This window comes from Mesorhizobium intechi, assembly GCF_002879535.1.
In the GTDB taxonomy this organism is placed as follows: domain Bacteria; phylum Pseudomonadota; class Alphaproteobacteria; order Rhizobiales; family Rhizobiaceae; genus Mesorhizobium; species Mesorhizobium intechi.
Genome location: NZ_PNOT02000083.1, coordinates 1 through 20,192, shown reverse-complemented (window position 1 = coordinate 20,192; position 20,192 = coordinate 1). Strand labels below are relative to the sequence as shown.

Below are 20,192 nucleotides of genomic sequence, written 5' to 3'. Positions count from 1 at the left end.
TTTCACCATGGGTGGCGCGGTGGCGGCGCTTGCCTGCCGGCGCTTCTTCAAGTTCGACACGGTCGTCCCTTGCCATTTCGGCACGTTTCCGATGATCGATCAAACGTCCGAGAAATTCGAGGCCGGCCTCGAAGGATCCGGTGTGAAGGTCGCATTGCCGAAGATCGGTGAAACGATTGCGATCTAGAAACAGCCAAAGCGGAACAAATCCATGGTGTTGGGGCGATCTCTCTGTGTCTCGATGTTTGTCGCGGCATCGCCCGCGCTCGCCGCGGATGACTTCATCGAAGGCGTCTATCTGCAGTCCGAGGAGCTTTGCACGCAGGCCAGGAAGGACACGCTGCAGACGCTGATCGATGCCGGCAACGTCGTGCTTTCCGTGCACGGCCTGCAAGGCGCTGAATATAACTGCGAATTCGTGCAGGTCAGCAAGGCGACACGCTCGCCGAGCTGGGCGGTGACAGCAATCTGCCAGGAACCGGGCTATGTCTTTCCCGATGTCCTGTCGGTGACGCGGATCAGCCCGACGCAGATCGATCTCGTATCGGTCCGGCCGATCGATGATGAAAGCGAGGCCAGGGGCAACAGCGGCAGCTACTATCTGTGCGAGGGCGTCAATATGCCTTGATCGTCGACGATCGTCCCGTAACCCAGAGCTATAGGGAGGGCGATGTGAACGGGGCTTGGAGTTTGAACGCAGCGCGGGCGTGGGTGGCTTTGTTGAGCCTTTTTGCGCTGTCCGGCGCAGCAACGGCATGCTCATATCTTCACGATCTGGATCTGAACTACATCAGCAACGCCCAGATCGTCGTTCGCGCCAGAGTGGCCTCCTATCAACCGGTATTCGATCCGGGGATCCAGGAGCGGCGGCGCAGGTTCATCGAGGCTTTGGGCGAGGAAGACCGTCAGCATGTCATGGACCTGTTGTCGGAACGCTCCCCCGATAGCGCTCATATCAAGTTCGAGGTCACCGAGACCATTTTCGGTTCTCCGCAATTGAAAAATTGGGAGGCGGCCTGGGTCCATTCGACATTCATCATGCCGGAGCAGTGGACCGGCCCGGAAAACGTCATCGTTGGCTTGCGCGCCGCAATCGACCGTCACGGAAGGCCGTTTGTTCAGGTCGTCCAGCAACCTTGTGCGCCGAGGATGATCCTTGAAGACAGCCCCGAGAACCGCAAAGCGGTCGCCGACGCCATCATTGCGCAAAGCCGCAGGCACGCAGGCTACGCCTTTCAGTGAGGTGTGGCCAATCTGGCACCAAAATGTTGCACGCGCCGCTTTGCGCGGCTATAGCGCGGTCAGGTTTTTCGAAGGTTCCAGAATGTCCGTTGATGTCAAGACTGTGAAGCGCGTCGCGCGTCTCGCCCGCATTGCGGTGAGCGAAGAAGATGCTGAACGCATGACCGGTGAACTGAACGCCATACTGGGTTTCGTCGAGCAACTGAACGAGGTCGATGTTTCCGGTGTCGAGCCGATGACCTCGGTGACGCCGATGGAGATGAAGAAGCGCCAGGACGTTGTCACCGACGGCAACAAGGCGGCCGACATCGTCGCCAATGCGCCGGCCACCGAAGAGAATTTCTTCCTCGTGCCGAAGGTCGTGGAGTAGGGTGCCGATGGCAATCGAGATCGCCATCGAGACACCGTTGCAGGACGATGTGCGCGGCCTGGTCAAGGAACTCAACGAGACCTTGCTCGAATTGACGCCGCCGGAGCACTGCTATCACATGACGGTGGAGCAGATGGCCGGCCAGGACACGACCGTTTTCATCGCCCGTGACAATGGTATCGCCATCGGTTGTGGCGCGTTGAAGCGCCATGGCGATGCCATTGGCGAGGTCAAGCGCATGTATACGCGGCCTTCGCATCGCGGCCAGAAGATCGGCGCCAGCATCGTTGAGCGGGTCGAGGCGCTGGCGAGGCAGGAAGGACTGAAGCGGCTGGTGCTGGAGACGGGCGACCGCCATCCCGCCGCCTGGACCGTCTACGAACGTGCCGGGTTTTCGCGCTGCGGCCCGGTGCTGGATTATCCCGATTCCAAGTGGTCGGTGTTTTACGAAAAGAGCCTTTGATGAGCGACCTGACCAGACTGACGATTTCGCAGGCCCGCGCCAAGCTGCGAGGCAAGGAAATCACCGCGACCGAGATCACCGAGGCCTATCTCTCGGCGATCGATCGCGCCAATCCGGCGCTCAATGCCTATGTCGCGGTAACCGGCGACCGAGCGCGTGCCATGGCCAAGGCGTCAGACGCCAGGCTCGTCAAGGGCGAGGGGGGTGCGCTGGAAGGCATTCCGCTTGGCATCAAGGATCTGTTCGGCACCGAAGGCGTCCACACCCAGGCAGCCAGCCACGTGCTAGATGGCTTCAAGCCACGCTACGAATCAACCGTTACCGCCAATCTGTGGGCGGATGGCGCGGTCATGCTCGGCAAGCTCAACATGGATGAGTTCGCGATGGGCTCGTCCAACGAGACGTCCTATTATGGCCCGGTCATCAACCCGTGGCGGCGTTCGCGGCTCGACACGGTGGTAATGCCGACGACGCATCAGGGCGATGGCGGCTTCGTGTCGGCCGGAGGCACGAAAACCCAGCGCACACTGGACAATGCGCAGCTGGTGCCGGGTGGCTCTTCCGGCGGCTCGGCGGCCGCCGTCTCGGCGTTTCTGTGCGCCGGCGCGACGGCGACCGATACAGGCGGCTCGATCCGCCAGCCGGCCGCCTTTACCGGCACGGTCGGCATCAAGCCGACCTATGGCCGCTGCTCGCGCTGGGGCATCGTCGCCTTCGCCTCGTCGCTCGACCAGGCCGGCCCGATCGCGCGCGACGTGCGCGACGCCGCGATCATGCTCAAATCCATGGCCTCGGTCGATCCGAAGGACACCACTTCCGTCGACCGGCCGGTGCCGGACTACGAGGCAGCGATCGGCAAGCCGATCAAGGGCATGAAGGTCGGCATTCCCAAGGAGTATCGCGTCGACGGCATGCCGGAAGAGATCGAGGCACTGTGGCAGAAGGGCATCGCCTGGCTGAGGGATGCCGGCGCCGAGATCGTCGACATTTCCCTGCCGCATACGAAATACGCGCTGCCGGCCTACTACATCGTGGCGCCCGCCGAGGCTTCGTCCAACCTGGCGCGCTACGACGGCGTCCGCTACGGCCTGCGCGTGCCGGGCAAGGACATTGTCGAGATGTATGAAAAGACCCGCGCCGCCGGTTTCGGCCGCGAGGTCAAGCGCCGCATCATGATCGGCACCTATGTGCTGTCGGCAGGCTATTACGACGCCTACTACCTGCAGGCGCAGAAGGTGCGCAATTTGATCAAGCGCGACTTCGAAAATGTGTTCGCCGCCGGCGTCGATGTCATCCTGACCCCGGCGACGCCGTCCGCCGCCTTCGGCATCGCGGATGAGGACATGGCCGCCGATCCGGTGAAAATGTACCTCAACGACATCTTCACGGTCACCGTGAACATGGCCGGCCTGCCGGGCATCGCCGTGCCAGCCGGCCTCGACCCCAAGGGCCTGCCGCTCGGGCTGCAGCTCATCGGCCGGCCGTTCGAGGAGGAGACGCTGTTCCAGACTGCCGCCGTCATCGAGAAAGCCGCCGGCACATTTCAGCCTGATAAGTGGTGGTAAGGGGATCGATCATCTGAAGGGGTGAGCGATGTTCTTTCTTCTTTCCAAGGTCTTCTGGTTCTTCATCCAGCCGCTCAACCTGACGATCTTCCTGCTTCTGGCGGGGTTGATTGCCGGGCTGATCGGCCGGCGGCGGCTGGCCGTCACCGGCAGCGTACTCGCCTTCCTCATTCTGGCGCTCTCGACCTGGACGTCGCTTGGCGCGATGATGCTCGACCCGCTCGAGGAGCGCTTTCCGCGCCCGCCGCTGCCGCAGAGGATTGACGGCATCGTCGTGCTCGGCGGCGGCTTCGAGGGCGCCATCAATTTCGCGCGTGGCGGCTATGAATTGAGCAGCAGCGGCGATCGAATGGTCGAGACCGCAATCCTCGCCCGGCGCTTCCCACAGGCCAAGGTGGTTGTATCAGGCGGCCACGGCTCGTTTTTCATCGACGCCGAAGGGGACGCAGATACCGCGTCCCGCCTGCTCGTTCCGCTCGGCGTATCGGCCGATCGTATTGTCCTCGAGGACAAGTCCCGCAACACCTATGAAAATGCCGTCTTCAGCCGCAAACTTGTCGATCCGAAGCCGGGGGAGACCTGGCTGCTGGTGACCTCGGCCTTCCATATGCCGCGGGCCAAGGCGCTTTTCGACAAGGCTGGTTTTCCAACCGTCCCATGGCCGGTCGACTATCACACCTCCGGCAAGGAAGGTGTCGGCTTGTTTCGCGACAATGCGATCGATTCCGTGCAGAACACCACCATAGCGCTGCGCGAACGGATCGGGCTTTTCGCCTATTGGCTTTCCGGTCGCATCGATCAGCCTTTCCCAGGACCGGGCGGCTGACCGATGACGGCGCGCCGCGCCGCCGAGAAGAACTGGCGCCGCACCAGAACGGCCAGCAGCAGAAGTGTCGACAGCACGAACACCACCGGATCGACGAACCAGCCGAGATAGCCGATCGAGAAGAACACGCCGCGCAGGCCGGAGTTGAAATGCTTGCCGGCCAGCATGTTCATCCGCGCCGCGCGCCATACCGCGGTTTCCGTGACCGGATTGTGCGAGGCTTCGCCATGCGGGATCGGCACCGCGCCGATCAGGATCGAGCAATAGTTGAAAAGCCGGTAGGCCCAGCCGAATTTGAAGAAGGAGAAGGCGAGGATCAGCACCAGCCCGAGCACCTTGACCTGAAACGCCGGGCGCGATGGCGCGCCGCCGAGCGGCAGGTTGCTCAGCACTTCCAGCACCCGGTCGGACGCGCCGAGCAAGGCAAAGCAGCCACCGAGCGCGATCAGCGAACTCGAGGCGAAGAAGGCGGTTCCCTGCTGCAGACCGCTCATGATGGCAGTGTCGACGATACGGATTTCGCGCTCGGCCATGGTACGCATCCAGGCTTCGCGCTGCGCATTCATCGCCGTCGTCAGCGACATTCGGCTGACCAGCTTGCCGTCCGAGGCGAGCGTGTGCAGCAGCCACGCAATCAGGAAGAAGGCCAGCGCCCCAAGGTCAGCCATCGAAAGATAGAAGGAATCGCCCATGGGCTGAATTTATCACATCCGGCGTGGTTGCTTCGATGCCGGCTCCCGCGATCGGAAGCAATGTCGCTGCCGGAGCAAACAAGGTCGGCAGGTGCTGCGCTACGACCGTCAAAAGAGCGGAAACATTCCTTGGAATTCCTATATGTAGAGTCCTCGACGTGACTCCAGGAGACAGCGTGTTCCTTTCGGTTTTCGACCTGTTCAAGATCGGCATCGGCCCGTCGAGCTCGCACACGATGGGGCCCATGACGGCCGCGCGGCGGTTTCTCGACGAGGTCGCGGGCGACGACTGGCCGCGGCCCGCTGGCGCCATGGTCGCTCGAATCGGCGCCAGCCTCCATGGCTCCCTCGCCTATACGGGCATCGGCCATGGTAGCGACCGGGCCGTCATCCTCGGCCTTGCCGGCCAGACCCCGCAAACGGTCGATCCGGACCAGGCCGACGGCATCATCGGCCGCATCGCCGCCGACAAGATGGTTTCACCGCTAGGTCACCCGTCCTACCGTTTCGATCCGGCCACGGATCTGGTGCTCGACCGCAAGACACCGCTTACCGGCCACGCCAATGGCATGGCATTCTATGCCTATGACGCCGGCGGACGCCTGCTGCTCAAGCGAATCTACTATTCGATCGGCGGCGGCTTCGTGGTGTCGGAAGAAGAGCTGCAACGCATGAAGGCCAAGGGGTCGGTAACGACCGAAGGCAAGAAAGTGCCTTATCCCTTCAAGAACGCCGTCGAGATGCTGAAGATGGCGGCCAAGAGCGGGCTTTCCGTCGCCGAGATGAAGCGCGTCAACGAGGAAACGCAGATGTCGCGCGAGCAGCTCGACGCAGGCCTCGACGCCATCTGGGGCGCTATGAAGAGCTGCATCGACCGTGGCCTGTCGCAGGACGGCATCATGCCGGGCGGGTTGAAGGTGCGGCGTCGGGCCCGGCAGTTGCACGACAAGCTGCAGGAACAGTGGCAGCAGAACCGCCCAAATCCCCTCCTCGCCAATGACTGGCTGTCGATCTACGCCATGGCGGTCAACGAGGAGAATGCCGCCGGCGGCCGCGTCGTCACCGCACCGACCAACGGGGCGGCCGGAACGCTGCCGGCGGTACTGCGCTACTGGCTGCATTTCCATCCCGAGGCCGACCAGCCCAGCATTCGCGACTTCCTGCTTACGGCTGCCGCCGTCGGCGGCATCATCAAGACCAATGCGTCGATCTCGGGCGCCGAGGTCGGCTGTCAGGGCGAGGTCGGGTCCGCCTCGGCGATGGCCGCGGCGGGCCTGTGCGCCGTCATGGGCGGCACGCCCGAGCAAGTCGAAAATGCCGCCGAAATCGCGCTCGAACACCATCTCGGCATGACTTGCGATCCGGTCGGCGGGCTGGTCCAGGTGCCGTGCATCGAGCGCAACGCGCTCGGCGCCGTCAAGGCAGTGACGGCCGCGTCGCTGGCGATCAAGGGCGACGGCGTCCATTTCGTGCCGCTCGACGCGGCGATCGAGACCATGCGCCAGACCGGTCTCGACATGAACGAGAAGTACAAGGAAACCAGCCTCGGCGGTCTCGCTGTCAACGTCGTGGAGTGCTGAGCAACGCTTGGCACTGTGGAGAAGCCCCTCAGGCCGTTGACGTTCCGGCGCTCCGGACTAACCTTAGCGAATGGCTCTCAATCTCCTAAAACTGTGCGTCGGCTGCGACAGCGTCGAGGATCTCGAGGAATGGATCGAGTTCCGGCTCGACGAACGGCGCCGGGCCGGCGAGCCGGCCGAACACTGGCACACCACCCGCATGGTGCCCACGCGCGGCGCCGAAGTCACAGATGGCGGTTCGCTTTACTGGGTGATCAAGGGCAATGTGCAATGCCGGCAGCTGATCACCGAGATTCGGCCGTTCATTGACGACGAGGGCATCGGCCGCTGCCATCTGATGCTCGACCCGCAAGTCGTGCGCACCGACTGGCAACCGCGCCGGGCCTTCCAGGGTTGGCGCTATTTGAAACCGTCGGATGCACCAACTGATCTCGGCAAAGGCAAGGCGGGTCTGGTCGAGATACCGCCGAAACTCAGGCGCGAGCTTGCCGATCTCGGCTTGCTGTAGGCCGTCACGCGCAGGCGTTGCCTGTTTTGGCGTATTTGGGCGTAGGCTTTTCTGGCCCTCCATCTTGCTTCGCGCTGGACTTGCAAGCGGCGCGACAACGCCACATCTTGAAATTCATGCGCAAAGAAAGGCTGGCGAAGCCGACAAGGGCCAAAGGGCTGGAGAGCCATTCCGCGTGGCGGTTCTCGTCCCGTCCAGGTGCAAGCCATCATTCCGGCGCAGAAAGAGTGTTGGATGATATCACGCGGCTGTCCAGGCGGGCAGGGCATCCGCGGGGCGGTGAGAAATGTTAGGCGCAATTATCGGTCTGGTCACATCGCTGCTGGTGCTCCTGGGCATAACCTCGGCCTTCCTGCGGGCCGATCCGGCCCGGCTGGCAACCGGCATGAGAACCCTCGGGCCCATCCTGCTGGCATTGGTGGGCGCCGCCGTGCTTGTGGTCGGTCGAAGCGGAATCGGCGGTGTCATGCTGTTCGTGGCGATCGGCTGGTATGCCGCCACGCGCATGAACCGGTCTGATGTCAGGCTGGCGCCGGGAAAACGCTCAACGGTGCGGACGGCAGCGCTCGAAATGGAGCTGGATCACGATACCGGCGGCCTCGAAGGGTTGGTTCTGGCCGGCCGCCACGACGGCAAGATGCTCGGCGCTATGGGCCTTGCGGAGTTGCAGCATCTTTACCGCGAACTCTCCGCCGATGCGGAGAGCCGCCAGCTGCTAGAGACGTATCTTGACGGCAGATTTCCCGTCTGGCGCAAAAACGCTGAGACGAACGGTGACGAAAGGCTGGGTGTTGCGCCAGGTCCGGGCGCCATGACTAAGGAGGAGGCCTACAAGGTCCTTGGTCTTGAAGCGGGGGCCGCCGCGGCGGATGTCCGCAAGGCGCACCGCCGCCTGATGCAGCGCTTGCACCCCGATATCGGCGGCACGTCTTTCCTGGCGGCGCGAATCAACGAAGCCAAGGACGTCTTGCTCTCCAATCACAACTAGTCTCCTTCGACGCAGAAATTTTCCGGGAGATTCTTCAACGCCGCCCTACTGCTGGACGGCGTAGCACTCGATCTTCTTCTTCTTCAAAGCGGTGCACGCCTTCCAGGCGGCGTCCTTCGACCCAAAGCCGCCGAAACGGGCGCGGTAGTAGGTGACGCCGTCCTTGTCGAAGGCGACGGTGAAGCCGGAAGCGTCCGCCAGCGCCTTCGGCGCCTGCTTGCTGGTCTTGTCGAGGAAGGCCTGGGCTTCCGATTGCTTCGGCGAAGAGGCGACCTGGATGGCCCAGCCCGACGGCACCGAAGCGGTGTTGACCGGATCGACGGTTGACGTCGGCTCGGCAGCCTGCGTCGGCTCGGCATAGGCGGCCACGACCTGTGCGGTGGCGACCTTGGGGGCGGAGACGATGACCGTCTTCACCTTCTTGGCCGGGGCAACCAGCGTGGGCGCTTCGGCCTCGGCATTGCTGTCGGCATTGTCGTCCTCGGCAGCCGTGGCGTCGTCGGCAACAGCGTCATCGGCGCTGGCCACCGCGACCGGCTTTTCGTCGGGGGTCGGCGCGTCGTGCTTGGGCAGCAGAACCTTGGCAAGGGCCTTGATCGGGTTGCTGCTGTCGGCCTTGGCGACCAGGTCGCCACCACCGCGGGTCGAGGCCCTCGGCAGGTAGGTGTTGATCAACGATGCCATCTGGTTGTCGCGGCTGCCGCCCGACGTGCCGCCCATGACAACGGCGACGAGGCGACGATTGCCGTCGGCCACGGATGAGACGAGGTTGAAGCCGGAGGCGCGGGTGTAGCCGGTCTTGATGCCGTCGACGCCCTTGATGCGTCCGAGCAGACGGTTGTGGCCGTTGATGCGCTGGCGGCCGTAGAGAAAGGAGCGCTGCGAGAAGTAGCCGTAGTACTGGGGAAAATGCTCCCTGAGCGCGATGCCGAGCGTCGCCATGTCGCGCGCCGTGGTGAACTGGCCGGGGTCGGGCAGGCCGTTGGCGTTGCGGAAGACGGTGCCGTTCATGCCGAGCTGCCGAGCCTTGGCGGTCATCATGCGGGCAAAAGTGGCTTCATCGCCGCCGATCATTTCACCAAGCGCGGTAGCCGAGTCGTTCGCGGACTTCGTGACGATCGACAGGATCGCGGTTTCGACCGAGACCGAACCGCCCGGCTTCACGCCGAGCTTCGTCGGCGCCTCGGCGGAGGCCTTGGCGGAAAACACGACAGGCGTGTTCCGGCTGATCTTGCCCTTCGCCATCGCTTCGAAGGTCAGGTAAAGCGTCATCATCTTGGTCAGCGACGCCGGATAGCGCCTGCCGTTGGCATCCGCGGAGTAGAGCACCTTGCCCGTCTTGGCGTCCACCACGATGGCCGCCGGCCGCGCTGCCAGCGAGGAGGCAACGTCAGCGCAAACGAACGTCATCGCCAGGGCGAGGACCATCATCGCTTTGAGGGTGGAGGTGGATTTGAAAACGATGCCCAACAACGCCTTACGCACTGATATTTCCCTTGAATTCTTCGTTGCGTTGGAGGCGGCAAAGGGTCCTGCCTCACTTTCAGCCAAGCTAACGGGGCAGCGTTACCAATCCGTTTATGGTAACCGCCGCGTTCACCATTTTCTTCGGGCTTGAAACGCACTTTATTTGATTTTTAGCCATTGCCGGCGCAGCCGGTCCCGGCACGACGGCGAAATGTTGACTTTTGTGCGGCGCACAATATACTCTAGTGCATTGCACAAAGGCGCCCCCAAGAAGGACGCCTCAATCGTCAAGGGAATCGTGAAATGACCCAGACCTATGAGGACTTCAGCAAATACGGCAAGGAATTTGCCGACACCGGTTTGAAGAGCTTTGCGTCGCTCTCCAAGGGCGCTCAGGCTATCGCCACCGAGGCCGGCGAGTACACCAAGAAGAGCTTTGAGGCCGGCAGCGCCGCTTTCGAGAAGCTTTTTTCGGCCAAGTCGCTGGACAAGGCGATCGAGATCCAGTCCGAATACGCCAAGCAGTCCTACGAGGCGTTCGTCGCCGAGGCCACCAAGATTGGCGATCTCTACGCCGAACTCGCCAAGGAAGCCTACAAGCCGTTCGAATCGATGGTTGCCAAGGCGAAGTAATTTCGTCCGGGCGAAGTTAATCTTCGCCCCGAAGGTTTCTGATCCGGCCCATTTGGCCCGGGACAAACCCGGCCGCGGAAACGCGGCCGGGTTTTTTCATGTCGATTTCGGCTTTGCGGCGGCGTCGCGCCTCACGATTGCGAAAATCCACGAAGTTTGGTCACCTAGCCATATTGTCAGCTAACCAGAAGGGCTTAAAATCGTCCATCGAACACCTACATGTCGAACTCGCATGGGGATTCGAAAGAGGCAGGATTACGTGACGATCGGTTTGACTGCCATGAGACAAGTGGCGCGGATGCAAAACGGCAGCGGCGACGGCAATGAGGCCGGCCGTGGGACGGCCGTCATCACGCGCACCAAAACCAAGACCAAGAAGCCCAGCCTTTACCGGGTCCTCATCCTCAACGACGACTACACTCCCATGGAGTTCGTGGTTCACGTGCTGGAGCGTTTTTTCCAGAAGGACCGCGAAGCCGCCACACGCATCATGCTTCATGTTCACAATCATGGAGTGGGCGAGTGCGGGGTCTATACATTCGAGGTGGCCGAGACCAAAGTGTCTCAGGTCATGGATTTCGCCCGACAGAATCAGCATCCGCTGCAATGCGTGATGGAGAAGAAGTGAGGTAACATGCCGGCTTTCTCCCAAGGCCTGGAAAAGGCGCTTCACCAGGCGCTGACGCTCGCCAATGAGCGGCACCATGAATACGCAACCCTTGAACATCTGCTGCTCGCGCTGATCGACGACACCGAGGCGGCCGCCGTCATGCGCGCCTGCAACGTCGATCTCGACGAGCTGAAGCATACTGTTCTGACCTATATCGACACCGAGCTCGACAATCTCGTCACCGGCTACGACGAGGATTCCAAGCCGACCGCCGGTTTCCAGCGCGTCATCCAGCGCGCGGTGATCCATGTGCAGTCGTCGGGCCGCGAGGAAGTGTCGGGCGCCAACGTGCTCGTCGCCATCTTCGCCGAGCGCGAAAGCCATGCCGCCTATTTCCTGCAGGAACAGCAGATGACGCGCTACGACGCGGTCAACTACATCTCGCACGGCATCGCCAAGCGTCCGGGCGCGTCGGAGACGCGCTCGCCGCGCGGCGCTGATGACGAGCAGGGCGGCCAGAACGGCGCCGAGCCGCAGGAGGAAGGCGGCAAGAAGAAGCAGCAGCAGGACGCGCTGACGGCTTATTGCGTCAACCTCAACAACAAGGCCAAGGCCGGCAAGATCGACCCGCTGATCGGCCGCGAGTCGGAAATCAACCGCACCATCCAGGTGCTGTGCCGCCGCTCCAAGAACAACCCGCTCTATGTCGGTGATCCAGGCGTCGGCAAGACGGCGATCGCCGAGGGCCTGGCCAAGCGCATCGTCGAGGGCGACGTTCCCGAAGTGCTGCATAACGCCACCATCTTTGCGCTCGACATGGGCACGCTGCTGGCCGGCACGCGCTACCGCGGCGATTTCGAGGAACGGCTGAAGCAGGTCGTCAAGGAACTCGAGGATTATCCGGGCGCGGTGCTGTTCATCGACGAGATCCATACGGTGATCGGGGCAGGGGCCACCTCGGGCGGCGCCATGGACGCGTCGAACCTGTTGAAGCCGGCTCTGTCGTCGGGTGCGATCCGCTGCATCGGCTCGACCACCTACAAGGAATTCCGCCAGTTCTTCGAGAAGGACCGCGCTCTGGTGCGGCGCTTCCAGAAGATCGACGTCAACGAACCGACCATCGAGGACGCCATCGAGATCATGAAGGGCCTGAAGCCCTATTTCGAGGAGTTCCACAAGGTCCGCTACACGAGCGAAGCGATCAAGGCCTCGGTCGAGCTGTCGGCGCGCTACATCAACGACCGCAAGCTGCCGGACAAGGCGATCGACGTGATCGACGAGACCGGAGCCTCGCAGATGCTGGTGCCGGAAGCCAAGCGCAAGAAGACCATCGGCATCAAGGAGATCGAAGCAACGATCGCCACCATGGCGCGCATCCCGCCGAAGACGGTTTCGGCCGATGACGAGAAGGTGCTGCAGGGCCTCGACATCGAGCTGAAGCGCGTCGTCTATGGTCAGGACACCGCCATCACGGCGTTGACCTCGGCGATCAAGCTGGCCCGCGCCGGCCTGCGCGAACCAGAGAAGCCGATCGGCTCGTATCTGTTCTCGGGTCCGACCGGCGTCGGCAAGACGGAAGTGGCCAAGCAACTCGCCGCCTCGCTCGGCGTCGAACTGATCCGCTTCGACATGTCGGAATACATGGAACGCCACACCGTTTCGCGGTTGATCGGCGCGCCTCCCGGCTATGTCGGTTTCGACCAGGGTGGCTTGCTCACCGACGGCGTCGACCAGCATCCGCACTGCGTGCTGTTGCTCGACGAGGTCGAGAAGGCGCATCCGGACCTGTTCAACATCCTGTTGCAGGTCATGGACCACGGCAAGCTGACCGACCACAACGGCAAGCAGATCGACTTCCGCAATGTCATCCTGATCATGACCACCAATGCGGGAGCGTCCGATGCCCAGCGCGCGGCGATCGGTTTCGGATCGACCAAGCGCGAAGGCGACGATGTCGAGGCGATCAATCGGCTGTTCACGCCGGAGTTCCGCAACCGTCTCGATGCGATCATCCCGTTCGGTTCGCTGCCGGTGCCGGTCATCCATCAGGTGGTGCAGAAGTTCGTCATGCAGCTCGAGGCGCAACTCTCCGAGCGTGGTGTCACCTTCGACCTGTCGCCGGATGCGATCGCCTGGCTGGCCGACAAGGGCTATGACGAGCGCATGGGCGCGCGGCCGCTCGGCCGTGTGATCCAGGAGCACATCAAGAAGCCGCTGGCCGATGAGGTGCTGTTCGGCAAGCTCAAGAAGGGCGGCACGGTGCGCGTCACCGTCGAGAAGAAGGAAACCGGCGAGACCGGCCTGAAGCTCGAATCGCTGGCCGACGAGGCGCCTGTGAAGCCGAAGAAGGAAGAGCCGGAAGACGCGCCGAAGCCGCCCAAGGCCGTGGCCAAGAAGCCAGCCGCCAAGAAGGTCGTGGCGCAGAAGCCGGAGCCCAAGGGCAAGGATGGCGGCAAGCGCAGTCTGGTCCCGCAACTGCCCCGCAAGGGCTGAGCCTGTCGAAAGTCGAGAAGAGCCCCGGAAACGGGGCTTTTTTCATTGGGAGGTGGCCCATGGCCGGTCAGATCATCATCCTCAACGGCGCGCCGCGGTCAGGAAAATCGAGCATTGCCCGAGCCATTCAGGAAAGCTTCGATGGCGCCTGGATGAATCTGGGCGTCGACAGCTATGAGCTGATTACGCCGCCGCGACTTCGCCCGGGAATAGGGTTGCGTCCTGGCGGCGAACGGCCCGATCTCGAAATGTTCGTGCCGCATTTGTATGCCGCGCTCTACGAGTCGATCGCGGCTCATAGCAGGCTAGAGCTCAATGTCGTGGTGGATGTCGGCCACCACGACGCTTACTCGAAACCGCTCGGTATACTGGCGGACTGCGCGCGACGGCTTGCCGGCCTGCCGGTCCGGTTTGTTGGCGTTCACTGCCCGATCGAGGTTATCATGGAACGGCGCGCAGCCAGCGAGCCGGGCAGGGCCTACGTCATCGCCTCGCCTGGTGATCCCGTGCCTTCGCCCGTCCGCCTGTGGCAGGAAGAAGTGCACAAACCCGGCATCTACGACCTGGAAGTCGATACGTCGCTGTTGAGCCCGCAGCACTGCGCCGGAGCAATCCAGCAGCATCTCACCGGCGCACCGCAGCCATCGGCGTTCCAGACCTTGGCGCAATTGGCGATTGGCGGACAGTAGAGGTCAGTTCTCCAGCGCCGCGCTAACTTGCTTGTCGCATCTTCGACCAAACCGGAAGAGGCCGACCTGGATCAATGGAAAGACCGTACGCGGCTTTCGGCGCGGTCGCATCCCCTGGCCGCGCATGCTATGGCCGGCACATGTCGACTTGGCCCCCGGACTCCACAGCGCCTCGTTCCACCTGGTTCCTGAGTGGCGCCGGAGCAGCCTTTTCCCTCCCTGGCCTGATCCTTATCAGTTCGTTCGTTGGCTTCGCCGCCCTGGCGAAAGACGCCGGGGTCACAGCGACACAGGCCGCTTTCATGACCGGGACGGTGTGGGCGCTGCCATCGATGGTCGTGCTGGTGGGCGCGGTCGCATCGGGGACGGCACTGCCTGCGGCCATGTTCGCCGTCACATTGTCGGCCATACGTCTGATGCCGATGGTGATGGCGCTGGTACCCGAGATGCGCACCGGGAAGACCCGGCAGCATGTGCTCTATCTCCTCTCGCATTTTGTGGCTGTAACGTCCTGGGTGCTGGCCATGGAGCGCCTGAAGCGCGTCCCGCCTAGCATGCGTACGACATATTATGCCGGCGTTGGCGGCACGCTGGTGACCACGAACATCATCGTCGTGACGGTCGTCTATGCGGTGGCGGATGCGCTGCCGTCCGCGGTTTCAGCGGCGTTGCTGATGTTGACGCCGATGTATTTCCTGACTTCGTTGTGGGGTTCCGCACGCGAACGGGTAGGGCATGTGGCAATGGTCCTGGGCCTCGTCCTCGGGCCGCTCTTCCACATCTTGCTGCCGCGGATCGACTTGCTGGCCGCCGGACTTGTCGGTGGCATGGTCGCCTATGGCTGGCACCTATGGCGGCGCAAGGCATGAGTTATCTTTCCAACGGTGCCTGGTGGTGGCCATACCTGTTCATTCTCCTTGCCGGTTTCGCCGCAACCGATGTATGGCGCTTCCTGGGTGTCTATCTCGGCGGGAAGCTTTCTGAAGATTCAGATCTGTTGGTGCTGGTTCGCACCATGGCGACCGCGCTTGTCGCCGCCGTCATCGGCAATTTGATTGTCTTTCCAGGCGGTGCGCTTGCGCATACGCCGCTTGCCTTGCGGATAGTGGCGGTGGCCCTGGGCTTCGTCGCCTATCTGGCGTCGGGAAAGCGCATGGTCGTCGGCATTGCCACGGCCGAGCTTCTGCTGCTGGCCGGACTTTACCTGAACTTTTGATTGCTCATCGCGTCAGGCCGCCAGAGCCGCTCGGATCTTTTCGGCGTTCCCGGCCAGCACTTCGGGTTTCTCCATCTCACCGCTATGCGGCTTCAACGGGATGTCGTCGAAGCGCGGGATGACATGGACATGCAGGTGGTAGACGGTCTGGCCGGAGGCGGGCTCGTTGAATTGCAGGATGGTGACGCCGTCCGCATCGAGCGCCTTCTTGACTGCCAGCGCCACTTTCTGGACCACGGTGAAAAGCGGGCCGAAGGTCGACGGGTCGGCATCGAGCAGATTGCGCGACGGCGCTTTCGGCACAACCAGCGTATGGCCGGGTCCTTGCGGCATCACATCCATGAAGGCGACGACGGCGTCGTCTTCGTAGACCCGGTGCGAGGGAATTTCTCCACGCAGGATCTTGGCGAAGATGTTGTTGGTCTCATAGGCGGTTTCAACCATGGCGAACGCTCCGGATTTTGCCTCGCGTCCCGTGTAGCGAAGCTGTCCCGGAGCGGCAAGACGATGGCACGGGCGATCAGGAGAGACCGCCACGGCAGAAGGCCTGCTACTCCTCGAGATCCTTGCGAAACGGCGTGTGTTCTTCGAGATATTCACCCATCCGCTCCACTTCGCGCCGCTCGCGCTGGAGGTAGTCGGCCACCGCATTGCGCAGGCCGGGGTGCGAAATGTAGTGGGCGGAATGCATCGTCACCGGCCGGTAGCCGCGCGCCAGCTTGTGCTCTCCCTGCGCGCCGGCCTCGACCACCTTCAACTTGCGTTCGATGGCGAAGTCGATGGCCTGGTGGTAGCAGACCTCGAAATGCAGGAAGGGGTGATCCTCGATGCAACCCCAGTTGCGGCCGTAGAGCGCGTCCGAGCCGATGAAATTGATGGCGCCGGCCACGTAGCGCCCGTTTCGCCGGGCCATCACCAGCAGGATATCGTCGGCCATGCGTTCGCCGATCAGCGAGAAGAACTGGCGGTTCAGGTAGGGGCGGCCCCATTTGCGGCTGCCGGTATCCATGTAGAAGGCGAAGAAGTCGTCCCAGGCCTTTTCGGTCAGGTCCTTGCCGGTCAGCCAGTCGATGGTGATGCCGTCGGCAAGTGCTTCGCGCCGTTCCTTCTTCATCGCCTTGCGCTTGCGCGAGGCGAGCGTGGCGAGAAAATCGTCATAAGTCGAAAAGCCTTCGTTGAAGAAATGGAATTGCTGGTCGGTGCGGTGCAGGAAACCGGCGGCCTCGAGCGTTGCGACATCGCTCTCCTGCGCGAAGGTGACGTGCGCCGAGGACAGGCCGAGCTTGTCGGTTACCATTTTAAGGCCGGCGGCAAGCCCCGCCTTCACCGCATCCGGATCCTCGCCCTTGCCGACAAGCAGGCGAGGGCCGGTTACCGGTGTGAACGGCACGGCGCATTGCAGTTTCGGATAATAGCGACCGCCGGCGCGCTCGAAGGCGTCAGACCAGCCGTGGTCGAACACATATTCGCCCTGGCTGTGCGATTTGAGATAGCAGGGGACGGCGCCCAGCAGCCCGCCTTGCGCGGTCTCCAGCCGCAAATGATGCCCCTGCCAGCCGGTGCGTCGCACGGCGCAGCCGGAATCTTCCAGCGCGCTTAAAAAGGCGAATGAAACGAGAGGGTTATAACCACTTTCCGCATCGTCGCGCGTGGTGCCGGCAAAGCCGTTCCACTCCTCGCAGGTGAAGGCGCCGATGCCTGACGCGATACGGATCGAATAGTCCGCATTCGCAGTTTGCCCGTCGCCATCGTCGCCCTGATCCATGAGGCTTATTTAAGCTCCATCCGGGCCGCTACAAGTCACGTTTCAGACACCCCGCTCAAGCCACATTGACCAGCTCGGGTTCGAACCCTTCGAACGTCATCTGGTCGGCATATCTGAAGGTCAGGTCGATCGCGGGCTGGTCATGCACCGTCCAGGTGATGACAGGCATTTTGAGCTTTTCACGCACGAAGGCGACGAACGGGTTCGGCAGGTCGCCGGCGGCGTAGGAGGTGAAGGATAGCTCATGCGCCAGCATGGAAAAATGCGCCTCGATCAGCTTGAGGTCCTTGCCATAGGCGGTCAACCCAGCGGGTATGCCGGCTGCATGTTTCGGGAAATCACGGATCAGCCAGTGATCGAACGACATGATCGCCGCCTTGCCCTTGTAGCGCCTGAGCATCTTGCCGACACACGCCACCAGGCCTTCATCGCGGCCGGGAACCCCTTTCAGCTCGACGACCATGGGCACGCGGCCATCGACGAGATCGAGCGCTTCCTGCAGCGTCGGCAAGCGGTCGGATGTGCCGCCAACCTTGAGCGCGGTCAGCTCGGCCGCGCCGCGCTGCCACACGAAACCGTCCTCTCCGGTCAGCCTTTTCAGGTCGTCATCATGGATGATGATGGGAACGCCATCTGAAGACAGATGCACGTCGCATTCGATGGCGTAGCCCCGATCGGCCGCGGCAGTGAAGGCGGACAGCGTATTTTCCCAACGCGTCTTGTTCATGTCGTGGAAGCCGCGATGGGCAACGGGCCGGGCAGTCAGCCAGGATATGTCGGTCATGTCAGGCCTTCGTTCATTCGACTTCGAAGATGGCTTCGATTTCCACCGCGGCATTAAGCGGCAGGGAGGCTGTGCCGACGGCGGAGCGGGCGTGTTTGCCGCGCTCGCCAAGGGCGGCGACCAGGAAATCCGAAGCGCCGTTGGCAACCAGATGCTGCTCGACAAAGTCGGGGGCAGAGGCAACGAAGACGGTGATCTTCACCAGCCGGCTGATCTTCTCCAGGTCGCCGAGCGCGGCCTTGGCCTGCGCCAGAAGGTTGATCGCGCAGTATTTCGCCGCGTCCTTGCCGCTTGCCGTGTCGACGTCGCGGCCGAGCAGGCCGCTGGCCTGCAGCTTGCCGTCCTTGAGCGGCAATTGCCCGGCGGTGAACAGCAGATTGCCCGACCTGCAATAGGGAACGTAGTTGGCGGCAGGTGCGGCGGCGACAGGAAGCGTCACGCCGAGTTCGCTTAGCCGCTTTTCGATTGTTTCACTCATTGCTTTTCCCTATTGCTGGAAGACGCCGCGCCGGCGGGGCCGAAATTGCTATTTTTGCCTCGCTTCCGCCATGACTTTTTTTAAGCTGGACCATCTTTCCCTGCGGCCTGCCATCAGCCGCGACGATCGGAGTACCTCATGCGCGCAACGCGCCTTGCATTCCATGCCGTTCTGTTGTCGGCGGTGTTCCCGATAGTCCCCGCCTTCGCCGTCCCGGCGCTGCAGGCGCATCGCGCCGTGTATGACCTTACCCTCAAGAAGGCCTCAGACCGCTCGGGCATAACAGGCATATCCGGTCGTATGGTCTACGAATTCAACGGTTCGGCCTGCGAAGGCTATACGGTGAAATTCCGTTTCGTCACCCAGATCGTCACCAACGACAATACGCGATTGACCGACCAGCAGACGACGACTTTCGAGGATGCCGAAGGCAAGACGTTCTCATTCGTGACCAAATCCTTTGTCGACCAGAACCTCGACAAGGAGGTCAAGGGTATCGCCACGAAAGACCAGAAGGGGCTCAAGGTCGATATCGACAAGCCCGAGAAGAGCAGTCTGGAACTCGCCGCCACCCAGTTTCCGACCCAGCATCTGGTCGAACTGATCGGCAAAGCCGAAAAAGGCGAGAATTTCTACCAGACCAACCTGTTCGACGGGTCGGAGGACGCCAACAAGGTGATGGCGACCACCATCGTCGTCGGCAAGAAGACCGAAGCCGACAAGGCCGATCCGGAGGCTCCGGCGCTCGCCAAGCTCGCCACCGACAAATACTGGCCGGTCGATATCGCCTATTTCGATGACAGCGCCAAGAACGGCGAAGAAGTGCCGGAATACCGGATCAGCTTCAAGCTGCACGAGAACGGCATCACCCGCGATCTCACCATGGACTATGGCGACTTCTCGATGACCGGCAAGCTTGTCAACCTGTCGCTGTTCGACCAGACCAAACCTTGCCCGGTCTCGAAATAGCGGGATTGCGCAATTGAACTGGCCCAGGCGGGCTTGATGGCGGTCTACGTCGACGCGGCGATCTGGAAATGGGCCGGCCATCGCTGGTGCCACCTGATGGCTGACGATACCGACGAACTCCATCGTTTCGCCGCCGTGCTTGGCGTCAAGCGCTCATCCTACCAGGGGCCGCCCAAGACATCGGCTCCGCATTATGACATAACCGGCTTCGAGCGCGACCGCGCGGTGCGGCTCGGCGCCATCGAATGCAGCCGCGAGGAGATCGTCGCGATCTTCCGGCGGGTGCGGGTGCCCAATGGAAAGGCCAAGCGATGACACCAACAGCCTTTCTCGCCTATTGCGCCGCCGTCACACTCGCCGCCGCCACGCCTGGACCCGCGATGTTCACGGTCATCACCAATGGTGTGTCGCGCGGCTTCCTGCGTGCCTTCATGGCCGGCGTCGGGGTCGCCGCCGGCGATGCCGTGCTGGTCACCCTGGCGCTGCTCGGGCTGGTGGCGCTGGCGCAGACCTTCGAATGGATCTTTCTCCTGCTGAAATATGCTGGCGCCGCCTATCTGATCTTTCTCGGCATCAGGATGTGGCGCGCCTCGGCAGCGCAATCGAATGAGCCGCGGACGGCGGAGGCGGCATTGTCCCGGTCCTTCTTCCTCGGCGCGTCCATTGCGCTCGGCAACCCCAAGGCGATTCTGTTCCACGCCTCGATCATGCCGCTTATCCTCAACCTCGACACGCTGACATTTGTCGATGGCCTGCTGGTGGTGGCCACCGTCATCAGCGTCAATATCCTGACCATGGGTGTCTATGCGGCGCTTGCCGGCCGGGCTTCGGGCTGGTTCACGACACCGAAGCGT

Annotated in this window: 24 protein-coding genes and 1 pseudogene; 19 read left to right on the top strand and 6 right to left on the bottom strand. The window is 62.5% G+C overall.

Translation table 11 applies throughout. The features are described 5' to 3' along the window. The 7 genes and pseudogenes from C1D09_RS07915 to C1D09_RS07885 all read left to right on the top strand — a co-directional run. A pseudogene (locus C1D09_RS07915) lies at positions 1 to 187 on the top strand (metal-dependent hydrolase); the annotation flags it as partial. 24 nt (positions 188 to 211) lie between these two features. Further along, entirely contained in the window at positions 212 to 628 is a 417-nt protein-coding gene (locus C1D09_RS07910; protein ID WP_143973748.1) for a hypothetical protein, read from the top strand. Continuing rightward, positions 625 to 1,242 (top strand): hypothetical protein, encoded by a 618-nt coding sequence (locus tag C1D09_RS07905; RefSeq protein ID WP_143973747.1) that lies wholly within the window; start codon positions 625 to 627, stop codon positions 1,240 to 1,242. Before C1D09_RS07910 ends, C1D09_RS07905 begins: the two co-directional genes overlap by 4 nt. 82 nt (positions 1,243 to 1,324) lie before the next feature. Next, complete coding sequence (gatC, locus tag C1D09_RS07900; RefSeq protein ID WP_027044576.1) at positions 1,325 to 1,612, top strand: Asp-tRNA(Asn)/Glu-tRNA(Gln) amidotransferase subunit GatC; 288 nt, start codon at positions 1,325 to 1,327, stop codon at positions 1,610 to 1,612. 7 nt (positions 1,613 to 1,619) lie between these two features. Then, positions 1,620 to 2,075, top strand: coding sequence for a GNAT family N-acetyltransferase (locus C1D09_RS07895; protein ID WP_143973746.1), 456 nt, complete (start codon positions 1,620 to 1,622; stop codon positions 2,073 to 2,075). Then, positions 2,075 to 3,640 carry an amidase gene (locus tag C1D09_RS07890; RefSeq protein WP_143973745.1) on the top strand — a complete coding sequence of 522 codons (1,566 nt, stop codon included), beginning with the start codon at positions 2,075 to 2,077 and terminating at the stop codon, positions 3,638 to 3,640. The genes C1D09_RS07895 and C1D09_RS07890 overlap by 1 nt, the downstream gene beginning before the upstream one ends. 28 nt (positions 3,641 to 3,668) lie before the next feature. After that, complete coding sequence (locus tag C1D09_RS07885; RefSeq protein ID WP_143973744.1) at positions 3,669 to 4,466, top strand: YdcF family protein; 798 nt, start codon at positions 3,669 to 3,671, stop codon at positions 4,464 to 4,466. Here the strand turns inward: C1D09_RS07885 and C1D09_RS07880 are convergent. Then, the gene (locus tag C1D09_RS07880; protein ID WP_143973743.1) at positions 4,439 to 5,158 is read right to left on the bottom strand and encodes a DUF599 domain-containing protein; all 720 of its coding nucleotides are present in this window, start codon (positions 5,156 to 5,158) and stop codon (positions 4,439 to 4,441) included. The two genes, C1D09_RS07885 and C1D09_RS07880, sit on opposite strands and share 28 nt — an antisense overlap. A gap of 176 nt (positions 5,159 to 5,334) precedes the next feature. Here C1D09_RS07880 and C1D09_RS07875 point away from each other — a divergent pair, with 176 nt between their 5' ends. The 3 genes from C1D09_RS07875 (at position 5,335) to C1D09_RS07865 (ending at position 8,234) form a co-directional block, all read left to right on the top strand. Further along, positions 5,335 to 6,738 carry an L-serine ammonia-lyase gene (locus tag C1D09_RS07875; protein ID WP_143973742.1) on the top strand — a complete coding sequence of 468 codons (1,404 nt, stop codon included), beginning with the start codon at positions 5,335 to 5,337 and terminating at the stop codon, positions 6,736 to 6,738. A 70-nt stretch (positions 6,739 to 6,808) separates the two neighbouring features. After that, positions 6,809 to 7,246 (top strand): DUF1489 family protein, encoded by a 438-nt coding sequence (locus C1D09_RS07870; protein WP_143973741.1) that lies wholly within the window; start codon positions 6,809 to 6,811, stop codon positions 7,244 to 7,246. A 286-nt stretch (positions 7,247 to 7,532) separates the two neighbouring features. Further along, positions 7,533 to 8,234, top strand: a complete 702-nt coding sequence (locus tag C1D09_RS07865) for a DnaJ domain-containing protein (protein WP_143973740.1) — start codon at positions 7,533 to 7,535, stop codon at positions 8,232 to 8,234. 45 nt (positions 8,235 to 8,279) lie between these two features. On the opposite strand, the gene C1D09_RS07860 is transcribed toward C1D09_RS07865, so the two are convergent. Continuing rightward, positions 8,280 to 9,719, bottom strand: a complete 1,440-nt coding sequence (locus tag C1D09_RS07860) for a D-alanyl-D-alanine carboxypeptidase (RefSeq protein ID WP_143973739.1) — start codon at positions 9,717 to 9,719, stop codon at positions 8,280 to 8,282. Positions 9,720 to 10,004: 285 nt separating this feature from the next. On the opposite strand from C1D09_RS07860, the gene C1D09_RS07855 reads away from it, so the two are divergent. The 6 genes from C1D09_RS07855 to C1D09_RS07830 all read left to right on the top strand — a co-directional run bounded on the left by C1D09_RS07855 (position 10,005) and on the right by C1D09_RS07830 (position 15,342). After that, complete coding sequence (locus tag C1D09_RS07855) at positions 10,005 to 10,334, top strand: phasin family protein (RefSeq protein ID WP_143973738.1); 330 nt, start codon at positions 10,005 to 10,007, stop codon at positions 10,332 to 10,334. Between the two features lie 298 nt (positions 10,335 to 10,632). Then, the gene (gene clpS / locus C1D09_RS07850; RefSeq protein ID WP_027051901.1) at positions 10,633 to 10,962 is read left to right on the top strand and encodes an ATP-dependent Clp protease adapter ClpS; all 330 of its coding nucleotides are present in this window, start codon (positions 10,633 to 10,635) and stop codon (positions 10,960 to 10,962) included. A 6-nt stretch (positions 10,963 to 10,968) separates the two neighbouring features. Next, on the top strand, positions 10,969 to 13,437 hold the full coding sequence (gene clpA / locus C1D09_RS07845; protein WP_010909564.1) for an ATP-dependent Clp protease ATP-binding subunit ClpA: 2,469 nt from the start codon (positions 10,969 to 10,971) through the stop codon (positions 13,435 to 13,437). 59 nt (positions 13,438 to 13,496) lie between these two features. After that, a complete protein-coding gene (locus tag C1D09_RS07840; RefSeq protein WP_143973737.1) occupies positions 13,497 to 14,126 on the top strand; it encodes a chloramphenicol phosphotransferase CPT family protein in 630 nt (209 codons plus the stop codon). 188 nt (positions 14,127 to 14,314) lie between these two features. Then, on the top strand, positions 14,315 to 14,995 hold the full coding sequence (locus C1D09_RS07835; RefSeq protein WP_342780212.1) for an AzlC family ABC transporter permease: 681 nt from the start codon (positions 14,315 to 14,317) through the stop codon (positions 14,993 to 14,995). Next, complete coding sequence (locus tag C1D09_RS07830; protein ID WP_425463405.1) at positions 14,977 to 15,342, top strand: AzlD domain-containing protein; 366 nt, start codon at positions 14,977 to 14,979, stop codon at positions 15,340 to 15,342. The genes C1D09_RS07835 and C1D09_RS07830 overlap by 19 nt, the downstream gene beginning before the upstream one ends. A gap of 12 nt (positions 15,343 to 15,354) precedes the next feature. On the opposite strand, the gene C1D09_RS07825 is transcribed toward C1D09_RS07830, so the two are convergent. The 4 genes from C1D09_RS07825 to C1D09_RS07810 all read right to left on the bottom strand — a co-directional run bounded on the left by C1D09_RS07825 (position 15,355) and on the right by C1D09_RS07810 (position 18,369). After that, the gene (locus C1D09_RS07825) at positions 15,355 to 15,786 is read right to left on the bottom strand and encodes an HIT family protein (protein ID WP_143973735.1); all 432 of its coding nucleotides are present in this window, start codon (positions 15,784 to 15,786) and stop codon (positions 15,355 to 15,357) included. Between the two features lie 106 nt (positions 15,787 to 15,892). Continuing rightward, on the bottom strand, positions 15,893 to 17,107 hold the full coding sequence (locus C1D09_RS07820) for a GNAT family N-acetyltransferase (protein ID WP_143973734.1): 1,215 nt from the start codon (positions 17,105 to 17,107) through the stop codon (positions 15,893 to 15,895). Positions 17,108 to 17,162: 55 nt separating this feature from the next. Further along, positions 17,163 to 17,891 carry a glycerophosphodiester phosphodiesterase gene (locus C1D09_RS07815; protein ID WP_143973733.1) on the bottom strand — a complete coding sequence of 243 codons (729 nt, stop codon included), beginning with the start codon at positions 17,889 to 17,891 and terminating at the stop codon, positions 17,163 to 17,165. A 13-nt stretch (positions 17,892 to 17,904) separates the two neighbouring features. Continuing rightward, positions 17,905 to 18,369, bottom strand: a complete 465-nt coding sequence (locus C1D09_RS07810; RefSeq protein WP_143973732.1) for a RidA family protein — start codon at positions 18,367 to 18,369, stop codon at positions 17,905 to 17,907. 138 nt (positions 18,370 to 18,507) lie between these two features. Between C1D09_RS07810 and C1D09_RS07805 the strand changes: the two genes are divergently transcribed. The 3 genes from C1D09_RS07805 to C1D09_RS07795 form a co-directional block, all read left to right on the top strand. After that, positions 18,508 to 19,338, top strand: a complete 831-nt coding sequence (locus tag C1D09_RS07805) for a cell envelope integrity EipB family protein (protein ID WP_143973731.1) — start codon at positions 18,508 to 18,510, stop codon at positions 19,336 to 19,338. Positions 19,339 to 19,374: 36 nt separating this feature from the next. Continuing rightward, on the top strand, positions 19,375 to 19,653 hold the full coding sequence (locus C1D09_RS07800) for a DUF4031 domain-containing protein (protein ID WP_143973730.1): 279 nt from the start codon (positions 19,375 to 19,377) through the stop codon (positions 19,651 to 19,653). Next, on the top strand, positions 19,650 to 20,192 hold a 543-nt coding region (locus C1D09_RS07795), incomplete at its 3' end, for a LysE family translocator (protein ID WP_143973729.1). The genes C1D09_RS07800 and C1D09_RS07795, both read left to right, overlap by 4 nt.

Excerpts from the sequence above, each read along its gene's own strand:
- C1D09_RS07910 (WP_143973748.1), top strand. The coding sequence starts at position 212 with ATGGTGTTGGGGCGATCTCTCTGTGTCTCGATGTTTGTCGCGGCATCG.
- gatC (WP_027044576.1), top strand. The coding sequence starts at position 1,325 with ATGTCCGTTGATGTCAAGACTGTGAAGCGCGTCGCGCGTCTCGCCCGC.
- C1D09_RS07895 (WP_143973746.1), top strand. The coding sequence starts at position 1,620 with ATGGCAATCGAGATCGCCATCGAGACACCGTTGCAGGACGATGTGCGC.
- C1D09_RS07890 (WP_143973745.1), top strand. The coding sequence starts at position 2,075 with ATGAGCGACCTGACCAGACTGACGATTTCGCAGGCCCGCGCCAAGCTG.
- C1D09_RS07885 (WP_143973744.1), top strand. The coding sequence starts at position 3,669 with ATGTTCTTTCTTCTTTCCAAGGTCTTCTGGTTCTTCATCCAGCCGCTC.
- C1D09_RS07880 (WP_143973743.1), bottom strand. The coding sequence starts at position 5,158 with ATGGGCGATTCCTTCTATCTTTCGATGGCTGACCTTGGGGCGCTGGCC.
- C1D09_RS07870 (WP_143973741.1), top strand. The coding sequence starts at position 6,809 with ATGGCTCTCAATCTCCTAAAACTGTGCGTCGGCTGCGACAGCGTCGAG.
- C1D09_RS07865 (WP_143973740.1), top strand. The coding sequence starts at position 7,533 with ATGTTAGGCGCAATTATCGGTCTGGTCACATCGCTGCTGGTGCTCCTG.
- C1D09_RS07855 (WP_143973738.1), top strand. The coding sequence starts at position 10,005 with ATGACCCAGACCTATGAGGACTTCAGCAAATACGGCAAGGAATTTGCC.
- clpS (WP_027051901.1), top strand. The coding sequence starts at position 10,633 with ATGCAAAACGGCAGCGGCGACGGCAATGAGGCCGGCCGTGGGACGGCC.
- clpA (WP_010909564.1), top strand. The coding sequence starts at position 10,969 with ATGCCGGCTTTCTCCCAAGGCCTGGAAAAGGCGCTTCACCAGGCGCTG.
- C1D09_RS07840 (WP_143973737.1), top strand. The coding sequence starts at position 13,497 with ATGGCCGGTCAGATCATCATCCTCAACGGCGCGCCGCGGTCAGGAAAA.
- C1D09_RS07830 (WP_425463405.1), top strand. The coding sequence starts at position 14,977 with ATGGCGGCGCAAGGCATGAGTTATCTTTCCAACGGTGCCTGGTGGTGG.
- C1D09_RS07825 (WP_143973735.1), bottom strand. The coding sequence starts at position 15,786 with ATGGTTGAAACCGCCTATGAGACCAACAACATCTTCGCCAAGATCCTG.
- C1D09_RS07820 (WP_143973734.1), bottom strand. The coding sequence starts at position 17,107 with ATGGATCAGGGCGACGATGGCGACGGGCAAACTGCGAATGCGGACTAT.
- C1D09_RS07815 (WP_143973733.1), bottom strand. The coding sequence starts at position 17,891 with ATGACCGACATATCCTGGCTGACTGCCCGGCCCGTTGCCCATCGCGGC.
- C1D09_RS07810 (WP_143973732.1), bottom strand. The coding sequence starts at position 18,369 with ATGAGTGAAACAATCGAAAAGCGGCTAAGCGAACTCGGCGTGACGCTT.
- C1D09_RS07805 (WP_143973731.1), top strand. The coding sequence starts at position 18,508 with ATGCGCGCAACGCGCCTTGCATTCCATGCCGTTCTGTTGTCGGCGGTG.
- C1D09_RS07800 (WP_143973730.1), top strand. The coding sequence starts at position 19,375 with ATGGCGGTCTACGTCGACGCGGCGATCTGGAAATGGGCCGGCCATCGC.